The sequence below is a fragment of the Streptomyces sp. NPDC092370 genome, assembly GCF_044755265.1.
Taxonomy (GTDB): domain Bacteria; phylum Actinomycetota; class Actinomycetes; order Streptomycetales; family Streptomycetaceae; genus Streptomyces.
Genome location: NZ_JBIVQO010000001.1, coordinates 30,571 through 44,387 on the forward strand (window position 1 = coordinate 30,571; position 13,817 = coordinate 44,387).

Annotated in this window: 11 protein-coding genes; 3 read left to right on the plus strand and 8 right to left on the minus strand. The window is 73.1% G+C overall.

Going from position 1 to position 13,817, the window contains the following annotated elements:
• Positions 1–72: 72 nt before the first annotated feature.
• The 4 genes from ACIQHQ_RS00120 to ACIQHQ_RS00135 form a co-directional block, all read right to left on the minus strand.
• Positions 73–1,719, minus strand: a complete 1,647-nt coding sequence (locus ACIQHQ_RS00120; RefSeq protein WP_402608534.1) for a glycosyltransferase — start codon at positions 1,717–1,719, stop codon at positions 73–75.
• On the minus strand, positions 1,716–3,911 hold the full coding sequence (locus ACIQHQ_RS00125; RefSeq protein WP_402608536.1) for a CDP-glycerol glycerophosphotransferase family protein: 2,196 nt from the start codon (positions 3,909–3,911) through the stop codon (positions 1,716–1,718). Before ACIQHQ_RS00125 ends, ACIQHQ_RS00120 begins: the two co-directional genes overlap by 4 nt.
• A 79-nt stretch (positions 3,912–3,990) precedes the next feature.
• Entirely contained in the window at positions 3,991–4,815 is an 825-nt protein-coding gene (locus ACIQHQ_RS00130; protein WP_402608538.1) for an ABC transporter ATP-binding protein, read from the minus strand.
• Positions 4,808–5,728 (minus strand): ABC transporter permease, encoded by a 921-nt coding sequence (locus ACIQHQ_RS00135; RefSeq protein WP_402608540.1) that lies wholly within the window; start codon positions 5,726–5,728, stop codon positions 4,808–4,810. The genes ACIQHQ_RS00130 and ACIQHQ_RS00135 overlap by 8 nt, the downstream gene beginning before the upstream one ends.
• A gap of 185 nt (positions 5,729–5,913) precedes the next feature.
• Here ACIQHQ_RS00135 and ACIQHQ_RS00140 point away from each other — a divergent pair, with 185 nt between their 5' ends.
• Entirely contained in the window at positions 5,914–6,540 is a 627-nt protein-coding gene (locus ACIQHQ_RS00140) for a TetR/AcrR family transcriptional regulator (protein ID WP_402608542.1), read from the plus strand.
• Between the two features lie 264 nt (positions 6,541–6,804).
• Here ACIQHQ_RS00140 and galE read toward each other — a convergent pair whose 3' ends face one another.
• Positions 6,805–7,785, minus strand: coding sequence for a UDP-glucose 4-epimerase GalE (gene galE / locus ACIQHQ_RS00145; protein WP_402608544.1), 981 nt, complete (start codon positions 7,783–7,785; stop codon positions 6,805–6,807).
• Between the two features lie 69 nt (positions 7,786–7,854).
• Positions 7,855–9,501, minus strand: a complete 1,647-nt coding sequence (locus tag ACIQHQ_RS00150; protein WP_402608546.1) for a glycosyltransferase family 2 protein — start codon at positions 9,499–9,501, stop codon at positions 7,855–7,857.
• A gap of 103 nt (positions 9,502–9,604) precedes the next feature.
• On the opposite strand from ACIQHQ_RS00150, the gene ACIQHQ_RS00155 reads away from it, so the two are divergent.
• The gene (locus ACIQHQ_RS00155) at positions 9,605–11,221 is read left to right on the plus strand and encodes a glycosyltransferase family 39 protein (protein ID WP_402608548.1); all 1,617 of its coding nucleotides are present in this window, start codon (positions 9,605–9,607) and stop codon (positions 11,219–11,221) included.
• Here ACIQHQ_RS00155 and ACIQHQ_RS00160 read toward each other — a convergent pair.
• Complete coding sequence (locus ACIQHQ_RS00160; protein ID WP_402608550.1) at positions 11,151–11,666, minus strand: MarR family winged helix-turn-helix transcriptional regulator; 516 nt, start codon at positions 11,664–11,666, stop codon at positions 11,151–11,153. The genes ACIQHQ_RS00155 and ACIQHQ_RS00160 overlap by 71 nt on opposite strands.
• Before the next feature lie 94 nt (positions 11,667–11,760).
• On the opposite strand from ACIQHQ_RS00160, the gene ACIQHQ_RS00165 reads away from it, so the two are divergent.
• The gene (locus tag ACIQHQ_RS00165) at positions 11,761–12,174 is read left to right on the plus strand and encodes an organic hydroperoxide resistance protein (RefSeq protein ID WP_030837644.1); all 414 of its coding nucleotides are present in this window, start codon (positions 11,761–11,763) and stop codon (positions 12,172–12,174) included.
• A gap of 19 nt (positions 12,175–12,193) precedes the next feature.
• On the opposite strand, the gene ACIQHQ_RS00170 is transcribed toward ACIQHQ_RS00165, so the two are convergent.
• Positions 12,194–13,753 carry a hypothetical protein gene (locus tag ACIQHQ_RS00170; protein ID WP_402608552.1) on the minus strand — a complete coding sequence of 520 codons (1,560 nt, stop codon included), beginning with the start codon at positions 13,751–13,753 and terminating at the stop codon, positions 12,194–12,196.
• Positions 13,754–13,817 lie beyond the last annotated feature (64 nt).

Genomic DNA, 13,817 nt, shown 5'->3' on the forward strand with positions numbered 1-13,817 from the left:
CCCGGCTGCGGGCCTGGGTGCCGCCGGGCCCACCCGGGCCACCCCGCGGCGCCCATGCCCGCGGCCGGGCGGTTACTTCAATGCGCTCGCCACCAAGCGCACCGCCCGTTTCACCCTCGGGCGGGCCACCCTGCGTACCGTCGGGCGGATCAGCCTCGCCGTCACGCCCACCGGCTCCCAGCGGACCTGGAGGCGGCCCGGGCCGTGGCCCTCCGGTTCCACCGTCAGACGGTGGGAGGGGACGCGGGTCGTCAGCGTCGGGAAGGTCAGGGGCGCCAGCAGCAGGCCCGTGTGGGACAGGCCCTGGTGCTGGAGGCGGAGCAGCGGGTGGCGGATTCCGGCGAAGCCCTGGAGGGGGAGCGGGGCCGCCGCGAGGTCGAGGTGGGCGTGTCCTTCGAAGAGGCCGGGGCGGACGGGGGAGAGGCGGAAGTGGACGCGGAGACGGCGGCCGCCCGGGGCGATGAGGAGCGTCGCTCGCTGCGGGCCGACGGGGAGGCGCAGCGCCGGGTCGTAGGTGCGGATCGTGAGGTCGATCGAAGCACCCGGCCCTCGGGTGATCTCCTTGATCTCGTGGCGGAACTGGGCGCTCGGGAAGGGACGGGTCTCCAACTCCAGGTCGGAGACGTCCAGTTCGCGGCGTGACCACTCCGACTGGGGGACCCGGTCCCCCCAGTAGGTGCGGCCGTCCCCGTCGGTGATCACACGCCTCGGTGCCACCCCGTGCCCCAGGCCCCGGGCCGCCAGACGCGCCTCCGGCAGACGGCCCTCGCGGATCAGCTGGATGACGACGCGTTCGGCGCGCGGGAGACGCGCGAACGCGCCCGGGGTGAGTGTGCCGAGGTAGGGGGTGACGATGTCCGCGAAGGACGTCAGCCAGGCGTCGTCCCGGTAGGGCAGGTCCCCGGCGTACATCCGGAAGTCGTGCTTGAGGAACTTGTGGTCCTTGTCCTCGCGCAGCGACTCGTGCCCGCTCTCGGCCAGGAACGCGTCGATGAGGTGCTGGACGTGGATCCGGTCCCGGACGTTGGCGAGCCTGTGCCGCTGGTTGGAGATCGAGGCCGCCTCGGAGGCCGCGAAGGGTGCCACGTACCAGCGGTAGACCGGCTCCGGGATGATGGTGAAGCTTTCGGCCAGACAGTACGCCTGCGCAGAGAACAACTGGTCCTCGTAGTGGATGCCCTCGGGGAAGCGCAGGTCGTGCCGGTCGAGGAAGGCACGGGCGTACATCTTGCTCGTCGACAGGTGCTCGAAGAGCAGGCGCGGGTCCGCCTCGATGCCGTCGAGGGTGCGGCGCTCGGCGACCAGGTGCGGCATCCAGGTCGAGCGGCGGCCGTTGTCCACCCGGATCCGCTGCACCGCGCCCATCGCGAAGTCGATCTCGCGTTCGCGATGCGCGGCGAGCAGCAGTTCGACGGCGTTGTCGGGGAGTTCGTCGTCGCTGTCGAGGAACATCAGGAACGGGGCGCGTGCGATCCGCAGGGCGCGGTTGCGGGGGGTGCTGCAGCCGCCGCTGTTCCGCTCCAGGCGGAGGTGGCGGACACGGGGATCTCGGGCCGCCAGCCGCTGGGCCACCGCCGGGGTCTCGTCCGTGGAGTGGTCGTCGCTGATGATGATCTCGATGTTCGTGTGGGTCTGGCGGCGGACCGATTCGACCGCGCGGGTGAGCCGTTCGGCGTCGTTGTAGACGATGACCGTCACGGTGACGTCGGGGGTGCTCATGCGGTCGCCTCCTGCGGGGTGGGGGCGGGTGTGCGTTCCTCGACCGGCAGCACGGGCGGCAGGTCCCGTTCGTCCTGGCCGAGGAAGACCCGGCGCACGACGCGTTCGGCGGCGCGTCCGTCGTCGTACTCGCAGAACCGGCGGCGGAAGACGGCCCGGGTCTTCGCCGCGCCCTCGTCACGCCAGGCCTCGGTGGTGAGAGTCTCCGTCAGCTCCTCCTGGGTGCGGGCGACCGGGCCCGGGGCCTGGTCCATCAGGTCGAAGTAGACGCCCCGGGTCGTGCGGTACGTCTCCCAGTCGTCGGCGTGGATCACGATCGGCCGGTCGAGGTTGGCGTAGTCGAACATGATCGAGGAGTAGTCCGTGACCAGGACGTCCGCCGCCAGGCACAGCTCCTCGACCGGGTCGTAGGAGGAGACGTCGATGATCCGGCCCGTGCGGCGCAGGTTGGTGAGCGGGGAGGCGGCGCCGCCGTAGAAGTAGTGGCCGCGCACGAGCAGGACCGTGTCCTCGCCCAGGCGGTCGGCGAGGGCGGCGAGATCCAGGCGCGGGGTCCAGCCGGCCTCGTAGTCGCGGTGGGTGGGCGCGTAGAGGACGGCGCGGCGGCCCGGGGCGATGCCGAGGCGGTCGCGGACCGCGCGGACGTCACCGGCGCCGGCCGTGTAGTAGACGTCGTTGCGCGGATAACCGTAATCCAGGGAGACGTAGTGCGACGGGTACGCGCGCTCCCACATGCGGGTGGTGTGGCTGTTGGCCGAGACGCTGAAGTCCCACTTGTCGATGCGCTCCAGCAACGCCCGGAAGTCCAGGCCCTGCGCGGCGGCCGGGAACGCCATCTGGTCGATGCCCATGCGCTTCAGGGGCGTGCCGTGGTGGGTCTGGACGTGGATCGCGTCCGGGCGTTTGACCACCGCGTTCGGGAAGTTGACGTTGTTGACGAGGTACTTGGCGGTCGCCAGCACCTCCCAGTAGCGGCGGCTGCCGGGCACCACGTGGTCGGTGCCGGGCGGGAGGAGGGCCGCGTTCTCCTCGGTCACCACCCACACCGCGTGGATCTGGGGGGCGAGTTCGGCGAGCTTGGCGGCGATCGCGGCCGGATTGCAGGCCACCCCGCGGTTCCAGTACGCCGAGAACACCGCGAGGTGCGGGTTGACGGGGCGGCCGAGCGCCCTGCGGTACTGGTGGTCGCGGAGCTTGGCACCGGCCTGGCGCTTCCGGGCCCGTACGGCCGACCTGGCGGTGCGGCGGGTGCGGTTGACGGCCTGGAAGGCCCGGTACTTGGCGTACGCGCCCTCCTCCAGCAGGGAGCGGCGGACGCCTTCGAGCCCGGCGGGGCGGCGGTAGCCCTCGGGGCGGCGGCGCAGGGCGGCCAGGGACGCCCGGTGGAAGAACTCCCGCGCGACCTCCTCCGGCATGCCGCCGCGGGCGAAGGTGCGCAGGCAGTCGCGGACCATGACGTCGTAGAGCACGGTGTGCGCGGCGCGCCGGCCGCGGGTGAGGTCGAGGAGGGACTCGTAGCGCTCGACGAGGCCGTAGCGCTGCTCGGGGGTGACCGGGGGCAGGCTCGCGGGGCGCAGCCGGCGGTCCTCGTAGGCGACGTGCGGCAGGCAGGCGACGCGGCCGGCGAGCAGCAGGGCGGCCAGTGCGGCATACGGCTCGTCGCCGGTGGCGAGCCGGTGCTCGTGCGCCCGCCAGAAGTCCGCGCGCAGGACGCGGGTGCCCAGCAGCGGGGTCAGCCGCAGCAGGGGCGCACTGTCGTCGAGGGCGACGTCGGCGCGGCCCGCCCGGGCGAGGAGCGGGCCGTCCGGGGAGGGCATGCCGGAGGTGTGCCAGGTGCTGCGGACGTGGTCGAGCAGGAGGACGTCGACCTCGTCGGGCAGTTCGGCCACCCGCTCCGCGACGGTGCGGGGGGTGCCGGCCGGCAGCCCGTCCTTGGCGTGCACGAAGTGCAGCCAGCGGCCGGACGCCCTGGCGGCGCCCGCCGCCCGGGCCACCGTGTCCCCGGTGCCGTCCGGCAGCGGCACGATCTGGACGTCCGGGGTGTGCCGCTCGGCCGTCTCCCGGGCCCAGTCGCCGACCGCGGCCACGATCACCTCGGCGTCCGCGAGGGGGTGGGCGGCGAGGGAGTCGAGGAGTTCCGTCAGATGGTCCTGGACGTTCGGCCCGTGGACGATGACACTGAGTTCGGCCATCCCGGGGACCCCCTCTCACAGCTGCACCGTATGCGGTCATGCTGCCATCAATGGGGCGAAAGGGTCGGCTGGGTGGGCCTCACGAGGGAACCGTGTCCTTGGGCTTCGGCTTGGCGGCCTTGTCCCCGGTGAACGCCTCGTACTCCTTGAGGACGTCCTCCGTCGGCCCGTCCATGCGCAGCTCCCCGCGCTCAAGCCACAGCACGCGGTCGCAGGTGTCGCGGATCGACTTGTTGTTGTGGCTGACCAGGAACACCGTGCCCGCGTGCTTGCGCAGCTCGCGGATGCGCTCCTCCGAGCGCTTCTGGAAGGAACGGTCGCCGGTGGCCAGCGCCTCGTCGATCAGCAGGACGTCGTGGTCCTTGGCGGCGGCGATGGAGAACCGCAGCCGGGCGGCCATGCCGGAGGAGTAGGTCCGCATCGGCAGGGTGATGAAGTCGCCCTTCTCGTTGATGCCGGAGAAGTCGACGATCTCCTGGTAGCGGTCCTTGACCTGCTCACGGGACATGCCCATGGCCAGGCCGCCGAGGTGCACGTTGCGCTCGCCGGTGAGGTCGTTCATCAGGGCCGCGTTGACGCCGAGGAGGGAGGGCTGGCCGTCGGTGTAGATACGGCCGTTCTCCACCGGGAGGAGCCCGGCGACGGCCTTCAGCAGGGTCGACTTGCCGGAGCCGTTGGTGCCGATCAGGCCGATCGCCTCGCCCCGGTAGGCGACGAAGGACACGTTATTCACGGCGTGCACCCGGCGCACGCCCGACGCCTTCTCGGTCTGCTTGCGGCGCACGATGCGGTTGAGGGCGGCGGTCGCCGAGCCGCGTCCGGCGCCCATGCCGTTGACGCGGTAGACGATGTCGACGCCGTCGGCGACGACGGTGGGGATCTTCTCGCTCGGGTGCTCAGCCACGGCCGTACGTCTCCTCAGCCTTCCAGAAGTAGATGAAGCCGCCGATCCCGGCGACCAGCGCCCAGCCGGCGGCGAGCGCCCACACGTGGGCGGGGAGCTGGCTCGCGTGGAAGCTGTCGATCAGGGCGAAGCGCATCAGGTCGATGTAGACGGCGGCCGGGTTGGCCGCCAGGGCGATGGTCACCGCGTGGGGAAGGCTGTCCTTCTGCGCCAGCTTGTCGATGCTCCACATGACACCCGAGACGTACATCCAGGTGCGCAGCACGAACGGCATCAGCTGGGCGATGTCGGGGGTCTTGGCGCCCATCCGGGCCATGACCATGGCGACGCCGGCGTTGAACGTGAACTGCAGGAACAGGGCCGGCAGCGCCAGCAGCCAGGACACGCCGACCGGCACGCCGAAGCAGAGCAGGATGACGATCAGGGCGCCCATCGAGAACAGCAGCTGCTGGAGCTGCTGGAGGCAGAAGGAGATCGGCAGTGCGGCGCGCGGGAAGTGCAGGGCGCGGACCAGGCCGAGGTTGCCGGAGACGGCGCGGGTGCCCGCCATGATCGAGCTCTGTGTGAACGTCCAGATGAACACGCCCGTGACCAGGAACGGGATGTAGTCCGGCACGCCGTGCTTGGTGCCGAGCAGCACGCCGAAGATGAAGTAGTAGACCGCCGCGTTCAGCAGTGGGGTCATCACCTGCCAGACCTGGCCGAGCTTCGCCTGGCTGTACTGGGCGGTGAGCTTGGCGGTGGCGAACGCGGTGATGAAGTGGCGGCGGGCCCACAGCCGGCGGACGTACTCGGGCAGGGAGGGCCGGGCGCCGCTGACCGAGAGACCGTGACGGGCGGCGAGGGCCGCGAGGTCGTCGTCGGCCGGGGCCGGGGCCGGGGTCTGGGGCGGCGCGTGGAGGACCGTACTCACATCCGCTGCTTTCGCTCGGGGGACGGGGGTGGGGCCTGGGGGCCATGAAGCTCCGGGCGGGAGTGGTCTTACCGGACTCTTCACGGATTCTTACGTCGGGACGGGACCGTATCGTCGTAACGGGAGCGTACGACGGGCGAACGTCGGAACGCAACCGTTTCGTCGTGACGGCCTATGCTGTCGGCATGACGACGAAGCCCGACGAGCCCAAGCAGCCGCCGCGCCGCCGGGCCCCCGCGGGGGCCGCCGTACTGCGGGAGGACGTGACGGAAGCGATCCGGGCGGCCGTCTTCGAGGAACTCGCGGCCGTCGGCTACGCGCGGATGTCCATCGAGGGGATCGCGCGCCGGGCGGGCGTCGGGAAGACGGCGGTCTACCGCCGCTGGCGCTCCAAGCTGCACCTGGTGCTGGACATCGTCTCGGCGCTCGCCGTGCAGGGCCTGCCCGCGCCGGACACCGGCTCCCTGGAGGGCGACCTGCGGCTGCTCTACGAGGTGACGTCCCGTGCCCTGCGCCACCCCGTCGCCTCACAGGTCATCCCCGATCTCCAGGCCGAGGCGGCCCGCAACCCCGAGATCGCCGAGGCCATGCAGAAGGCCCTGCGCGAGGGCCGTGACGGCGTCGCCACCGGCATCGTGACGGCGGCGGAACGCCGCGGCGAGCTCCGCGAGGGCATCGACCGCGACCTGGCCCTCGACCTGATCTCCGGCCCGCTGTACTGGCGCTCGGTGGTGATCCGAAGCCCGAAGCTGCCGAAGGGGTATCTGGCCGCGTTGGCCCGGGCCACGGCGGAAGGGCTCAAGGCGCTGTAGGGAGGGACCTCGAGGTCCCCTTCGAGGCCGCGGTCCGAGGCGTCGTGAGGCGGCCCCGCCTCGCCGAAGCGGCCTTGTCCCGGTGAGCGTGCGTCTCGTCGATGTGGCCCCGCGCCGGCGGGTGTGCCTCTCGTCGATTGCCCCGCCCCCGGCGGGTGTGCGCCCCGCGTGAGCGCGCCCCTCGACAGCGAGGTCACGCGTGGGTGAGCGGCGCTCGAGTGAGCCCCGGCAGTCGCCCCGGGGCTCGTCAAAGGCTCGGACGGATCAGCTCCGCTCCGCCTCCGGATGCAGCCGCAGCCACCCCTCCCAGGCCGACGTGATCATGTCCTGCACGTCGTGCCGGGCCTTCCAGCCGAGTTCCGTGGCCGCGCGGTCGGCGGAGGCGACGACCCGGGCCGGGTCGCCCGCGCGCCGGGGCGCCACCGTGGGCGGCCGGTCGTAGCCGGTGACCGCGTTGATGCGGTCGATCATCTCGCGCACGGACACCCCCTCGCCCCGGCCGATGTTCAGCGTGAGACCGCGGCCGGGGGAGGCGCGCAGGGCCCGGGCCGCCGCCACATGGGCCTCGGCCAGGTCGACGACGTGGATGTAGTCGCGCACACAGGTGCCGTCGTGGGTCGGGTAGTCGTCGCCGAAGATCCGCGGCGGCGCGTCCTCCGTCAGCTTCTCGAAGACCATGGGCACGAGGTTGAACACCCCGACGTCCGCGAGCTCCGGGCTCGCCGCGCCCGCCACGTTGAAGTAGCGCAGGCACGCGGTCGACAGCCCGGTCGCCCGCCCCGTCGCGCGCACCAGCCACTCACCGGCCAGTTTGGTCTCGCCGTACGGCGACATGGGCACGCACGGCGTCTCCTCCGTCACCAGGTCCACGTCCGGCATGCCGTACACCGCCGCCGAGGAGGAGAAGACGAAGGACGGCACCCGCGCCGCCGTCACGGCGTCCAGCAGGATCCGCAGGCCCTCGACGTTCTCCCGGAAGTAGTGCAGCGGCAGTTCGACCGACTCGCCGACCTGCTTCTTCGCCGCGAGATGGACGACACCGGTGACCGCGTGGTCCGCGAGGGCGCGGGCGAGCCGCTCGGCGTCCAGGGTCGAGCCCGCCACCAGGGGCACCCCGTCGGGCACGCGCTCGGCGATACCGGTGGACAGGTCGTCGTACACCACCGCCTGTTCCCCCGCCGCGGTCATCGCCCGTACCACGTGCGCGCCGATGTAGCCGGCGCCGCCGGTGATCAACCAGGTCATGTGCGGTCGTCCCCTCTCCAGTTGACCCGTGGTGGTGCTGTGCGCCGCTCCGTCGCGGGTGTCGCGCTCTCAGTGAAGCAGGCGGCGCAGTCGTGCGCGGGCGACCGACAGCACACCGCGTACGCCGGGGGCCACCCGCAGCGCCAGCGCGCCGGAGTGGGTGGTGTACGGCTGTACGAGTACCACGCCGTGCCGGGCGCTCGGGACGGCGCTGCGGCGCAGCAGCCCGGCGCCCGTGAGCGCGTGCGCGGTGACGTCGCGGCTCGCGCCGTCGCGGAAGCGGATGCGAAGGCGCAGGTCCCAGGTGCCCACGCCGAGTGCCGCCAGCGCGGCGAGGTCAACGGTCGTCTCGGCCCACCAGGTGCCGGCGTCCCCGGCGGCCCCGGAGCCCGTCGCGCACGGCACGAGCGCGACGGTCGCGCCCCGGACCGCCACGTTCTCGTCGTTCCGGTGCCGCCACTCCGTCTCCACCCTCTCCGGTCCCGCCTGCGCCACGCGCCCGTACAGCTCGTGCAGGCGCAGCCGCAGCCGGGTGCTGCGCGCGCGTGGCCGCAGCTCCCCGTCGACGGCGAGGGGCAGCGCACGCACCGGCCTGTCCTGCAGAGGTTCCAGGGAGACCTGGGGCAGGCCGTCCGACCACACGGGCGTGCCGTCCGCGGCGCGGGCGTACGGCGGGTACAGACGGGCCGGGCGGGCGGCCAGTTCCCGCAGCCGGGGCAGGTCGCGCGGCTCCGGGGAGGCCAGGACGACCCGCCCGGCCAGCCGGCCGGGAGCGCCCGGGTTGCGCGCCCAGTCGTCGGCGTCGTACTGCGCGAGATGCGACCGCGTGAGCTCCCACCACGCGCGCCGGTAGGCGATGTCGCGCAACCCCAGTTCACGCAGGTACATCCGCAGGTCGTGGTCGAGGAACTTGGCGCGCACGGCCCGCGCGAGTTCCTTGTGGCCGGCGCCCAGCAGCACTTCGTGCGCCTGTCGGCAGGCCTCCGTGCGGGCCCGCCAGTTCTCGACGCCGGCCCGGTCCAGGGAGATCGACAGCCGTTCGGCCGACCGGCGCACGTGCCACACGTACACCCGGTCCGGGACCAGGGCGATGCGCGGGGCCGCGGCGAGCACGCGCGCGGTGAAGACGACGTCCTCGTACGGGAAGCGGCCCTCGGGGAAGCGGATGCCGTGCGCGCGCAGGAAACCGGTGCGGTAGAGCTTGTTGACGCAGAGCGTGTCGTCGACCAGGCGGGGCCGCTGCGCGGGGTGCGGCACCACGGCGTGCAGCGCGTAGAGGCGTGCCTGCCAGGGGACCTCGCGCCCCGAGGGCACCTCCCGGCGGACGCACAGGCCGCCCGCGACCTCCGCACGCGCACCCGAGGCCGCTTCGAGCAGCGCGTCGACCGCGCCGGGCGGCAGGACGTCGTCACTGTCCAGGAACATCACGTACGGCGCGGTCACCGCGTCGAGTCCGGTGTTGCGCGGGGTGCCGCAGCCGCCGCTGTTGACCCGGCGGCGGATCACCTTCAGGCGGGGCTCCGAGGCGGCGAGCCGGTCGAGGAGGTCCGCGCTGCCGTCCGTCGAGCAGTCGTCGACGGCCACCACCTCGCGTACGGCCGGGCCCTGGTCGAGCGCCGAGCGCACGGCGTCCGGCACATGGGCGGCGTCGTCGTAACCGATCACCACGACGGCGACCTCGGCGAGCGGCCTCTCGATGTCCGTCTCGGTATGCATCACGGCATTCATCACGACGAATCGTAAGCCGGGCGAATGACATTAAAGTGATAACACACCATCAAACCCTGTCAAAAGGTACTAAGCGCCACAGAATCGGGCCGTGAAGAGCGGACAGTCGAGGGGGAGCGGCCGGTTCGGCGCGGATGTGGTGCCCGTGGCGGTGCCCATGGCGGTGATGCTCGCGATCGGGCTGTGGGGGCTGGACCGCGGCGGCATGTGGGGTGACGAGAGTGTCACCTTCCAGGTCGCGCAGCGTACGGTCCCGCAGATCTGGCGGCTGCTGCACGACGTGGACGCGGTGCACGGCCTCTACTACCTGTTCATGCACGCCGTCCTCGCCGTCCATCCCGGCGAGGTCGTACTGCGCCTGCCGTCGGTGTGCGCGGCGACGGCGACGGCCGGTCTGGTCGCGGCCCTGGGGGTCCGGCTGGCGGGGCCCCGGGTCGGCCTGTGGGCCGGTGTCCTCTACGCGATCACGCCGATGGTCGGCCACTACGCCCAGGAGGGACGGTCGTACGCGCTCGTCGCGGCGGGCGTGGCGGCCTCGACGCTGCTGCTTCTGAGGACTGTGGACGGGGTGGGGGGCCGGGGCTGGGGACCGTACGGGGCGGTCGTCGGCCTGACCTGTGCCCTGCACGAGCTGGCGGTTCCGGTGCTGTGCGCGCACGCGGTGACGCTGGCCCTGCTGCGGGTACCGAGAGGGCTCTGGTCCGGCTGGGGTCGGGCGGCGGTGGCGGTGGCGCTGCTCCTGGTGCCGCTGGTGTGGGTGTCGCGGGGGCAGTCCGGGCAGGTGGCGTGGCTGGTGGCGCCGGGGTGGGACCGGGTGGAGAGGCTGGCCGGGAACTTCTCTCCCGGCCCGGCGGGGCCGGTGTTCTGGGGGTCGCTGCTGCTGTCGGCCGTGGGGCTGTGGGAGCGGCGGACCGCGGCGGTCGCGCTGCCGCTGCTGCTCGTGCCGCCGACGGTCCTGATGGCCGTGTCGCAGGTCCGGCCGCTCTACCACGACCGGTATGTGCTCTACGCGCTGGCGGGTGCGTCCCTGCTGGTCGCGGCCGGGGCCGGACGGGTGGCCCGGGCTCTGGGGCGGATGCGGTTCGAGGGGCGGCGGATGCGGGTCGGCGGCCGGCGGGTGCACGCCCTGCTGGGGGCCGCCGGTGTCCTCGCCCTCGTCGTCACCTTCCTGACCCAGCTCCCCGTGCATCGCCAGGACCGTGCCGCCGCCCACCGCCCGGACAACCTCGCCGTGGTCTCCGCGCTCGCCGTCCGGCAGATGCGGCCCGGCGATCCGGTGCTGTTCGTGCCGTCGGTCGGCAGGCTCGCCGCGCTGGCTTACCCCAAGGGGTTCCAGCGGGCGCGGGACATCGCGCTGCGGGAGTCCGCGTCCCGCTCCGGGACGCTGTGGGGCCGGGAGGCGTCCCCCGGGGAGCTGCGCCGGCGGCTCGCCTCGGTGGACCGTGTCTGGGTCGTCTCCGAGCCGTACGCGCTGGACCCGCGCTGGTCCCCGCCCGACCCGGTCGAGCGCGCCAAACTCGCCGTGCTGAGGGAGGAGTTCGCCGTCCGGGAGGAACACGCCCGGGACGGCGTGGTGCTCCGCCTCCACGTGCGGCGGCAGCCGGCGGACGAGCCGCCCGGCGAACCGCCCGGTGCCGCTACGACGGCTCGCCTGCCGGTGAGCCGCCCTGCGGCTCCGCGAACGCGGCGGCGTCCAGGGCGGTGGTGAGCTCGTCGAGGCGGGCGCGCAGGGCGCGGATCTCCTCGGGGTCGAAGCCGGTCGAGGCGGCGATCCGGCGCGGCACCTGAAGCGCCCGCCCGCGCAGGGCGACGCCCTCCCCGGTCAGCCGCACCTCCACCGACCGCTCGTCGCGCGCGCTGCGCTCCCGGCGCACCAGACCGGCCGCCTCCAGCCGCTTGAGCAGCGGCGACAGGGTGCCCGAGTCGAGCCGCAGGTGTTCGCCGAGCTTTTTCACGGGCAGCTCGTCGTGCTCCCACAGGACCAGCATCACCAGGTACTGCGGGTAGGTGAGCCCGAGGTCCTTGAGGATCTGGCGGTAGACGCCGTTGAAGGCGCGGGAGGCCGCGTGCAGGGAGAAACAGATCTGCTGGTCCAGGCGGAGCCAGTCGTCGTCGGGCGCGTTCATGCCTCCAGGGTAGCTCGCGCCCGCCATTCAATTGCGCACAACTTAGTTGTGTGCTCTAATTCTGGTGTCGGGCGGCCCGGAAGCGGGCCGCCGAACCATGACGTGAGAGGGAAGGTCTTCCATGGACGCGCTCTACACCGCTGTCGCCACCGCCACCCACGGCCGCGACGGCCGCGCCGTCAGCTCCGACGGCGTGCTGGACCTCGCCCTGGGCGTGCCCCAGGCGATGGGCGGCAACGGCCAGGGCACCAACCCCGAGCAGCTCTTCGCCGCCGGTTACGCCGCCTGCTTCGGCAGCGCCCTCGGCCTCGTCGGCCGCCAGGCCAAGGTCGACGTCAGCGACGCCGCCGTGACCGCCGAGGTCTCCATAGGCAAGCAGGGCGAGGGCTTCGGCCTCGCCGTCACGCTCCGCGTGGAGCTGCCCGACAGCGTGGACGAGGCGACCGGCCGCAAGCTGGTCGAGCAGGCCCACCAGGTCTGCCCGTACTCCAACGCCACCCGCGGCAACATCGAGGTCGACCTCGTCATCGAGTGACCCCGCAGGCCCGCGGAGGTCACCCCCCGACCCGCGCCAGCACCTCCCCCGTCCGACGGCTCCACGCCACCACCACGGCCTCCTCGGGCACCGGGTGCCGGCGCGTCAGCAGCAGCCAGCGCACGTGATAGCGGCGGGCGACGGCGGACCGCTCGGCGCGGGTCGAGCCGGGGGCCAGATAGGCGCGGACATCGGCCGCCCGGCGCTCCCGCCTCCGCTCGTCCAGAGCCGGGTCGGGCCAGATGGGCGCCGCCAGGTTCGGCCCGTACCCGGCGATGGCGTGAGAGGCGAAGTACCCGTCGGTGATCACGACCTCGCCGGGCCCGATGTGCCGCGCCGCCCAGTCGTACGACGGCCAGCGCGTCGGCTGCGTGAACCCCACCGGGTCGACCGAGCGCGGCACGACCGCCCCGGCGTGCACGGTGACGAACCCGACGCACGCCCCGGCCGCCGCCGCCCCGCCCAGCACCCGCCTGGCCCGGCTCCAGGGCCGGGGCGCCGCCAACTCCACCGCCAGCGCGAACTGCAGCGGCACCAGCACGGCCCACAGGGCCCGGGCGTACGTGTAGTGCCCGCTCACCCAGCCGTACGCCACCAGCAGGCACTCCAGCAGGAACATCCACACCAGCGGATCACGCGCCGACCTGCGGGCCCGCCCCCACAACGCGGGCAGCCCGAGCAGCGCCAGCCACGCGTTGGCGAGCATCCTCTCGTACAGCTGCCGGTGCATCGCGTCCATGCCGGTGTCCCCCACCAGCGTCAGAACGTCGTAGTACGGCCAGGTCAGGGCGGCCGTCGCGCAGGCCGCCGCGGTGAGCGCCCAGCGTGCCGTGACCGGCCGGCGCCAGCCGCGCTGCCGTGACGCCACGATCGCCACCGCCCCGGTGAGCGCGGAGGCCGCCGTCACGGGATGGGTGAGCAGGATCAGCCCGTACAGGGCGCCGATGCCGGCGTACCCCCACCAGCCGCCGAGCCCGCTCGGCCCGACGAACCGCACGGCGGGGGCGTCGTCCCGCGCGCGGGTGCCCGTCCAGGCCCACGCCCAGAACGTCAGGCCGATCGCCAGCGCGGACGGGTAGCCCAGGTTCGTCGTCATCGACATCAGCCCGAGGTAGCCGCTCCACAGGATCCGCGCGGTGCCCCACAGCAGCGTCATGCACAGCAGTGCCCACACCGGCGCCCAGGGACGCGAGGTGAGGGTCCTCACGAAACGGCCGAGCCCCGTCAGCAGCACCAGCAGGTGCACCGGCCCGGCGAGCTTCACGACCTCCCAGCCCGACAGCCCCGTCAGCCGCGCCAGCACGCCCTGGGCGACGGCGTACGGGCCGTAGTACGGGCTGCCCTCACCCGGCAGATCGGCCATGGTGTGGGCCGGGTGCAGCAGATCGGCCTTCAGACGCTCGACGACCGCCGCGTGCTGTCCCGCGTCGCAGCACAGCGGGATCCGCCAGTACGCCAGCGTCATCACCAGCCAGAACAGGGCGCCGTAGAGCTGGTACGGGGTGAGCCGCCCGGCACGGCCGCCGCGCAGGGCCGTCGCGCCGCGCACGGCCCGCCGGACCAGGACCGGGGCGCTCACCGGAGAGGGGAGGGGGTCTGGGACATGCGCCGAATGTTCCCGCCCCTGTACACGCCCTGACCCC

Bases quoted from the DNA above. Each gene is read 5' to 3' on its own strand.
- ACIQHQ_RS00165 (WP_030837644.1), top strand. From the start codon at position 11,761: ATGGACGCGCTCTACACCGCTGTCGCCACCGCCACCCACGGCCGCGAC.
- ACIQHQ_RS00140 (WP_402608542.1), top strand. From the start codon at position 5,914: ATGACGACGAAGCCCGACGAGCCCAAGCAGCCGCCGCGCCGCCGGGCC.
- ACIQHQ_RS00160 (WP_402608550.1), bottom strand. From the start codon at position 11,666: ATGGCGGGCGCGAGCTACCCTGGAGGCATGAACGCGCCCGACGACGAC.
- ACIQHQ_RS00125 (WP_402608536.1), bottom strand. From the start codon at position 3,911: ATGGCCGAACTCAGTGTCATCGTCCACGGGCCGAACGTCCAGGACCAT.
- ACIQHQ_RS00150 (WP_402608546.1), bottom strand. From the start codon at position 9,501: ATGCATACCGAGACGGACATCGAGAGGCCGCTCGCCGAGGTCGCCGTC.
- galE (WP_402608544.1), bottom strand. From the start codon at position 7,785: ATGACCTGGTTGATCACCGGCGGCGCCGGCTACATCGGCGCGCACGTG.
- ACIQHQ_RS00120 (WP_402608534.1), bottom strand. From the start codon at position 1,719: ATGAGCACCCCCGACGTCACCGTGACGGTCATCGTCTACAACGACGCC.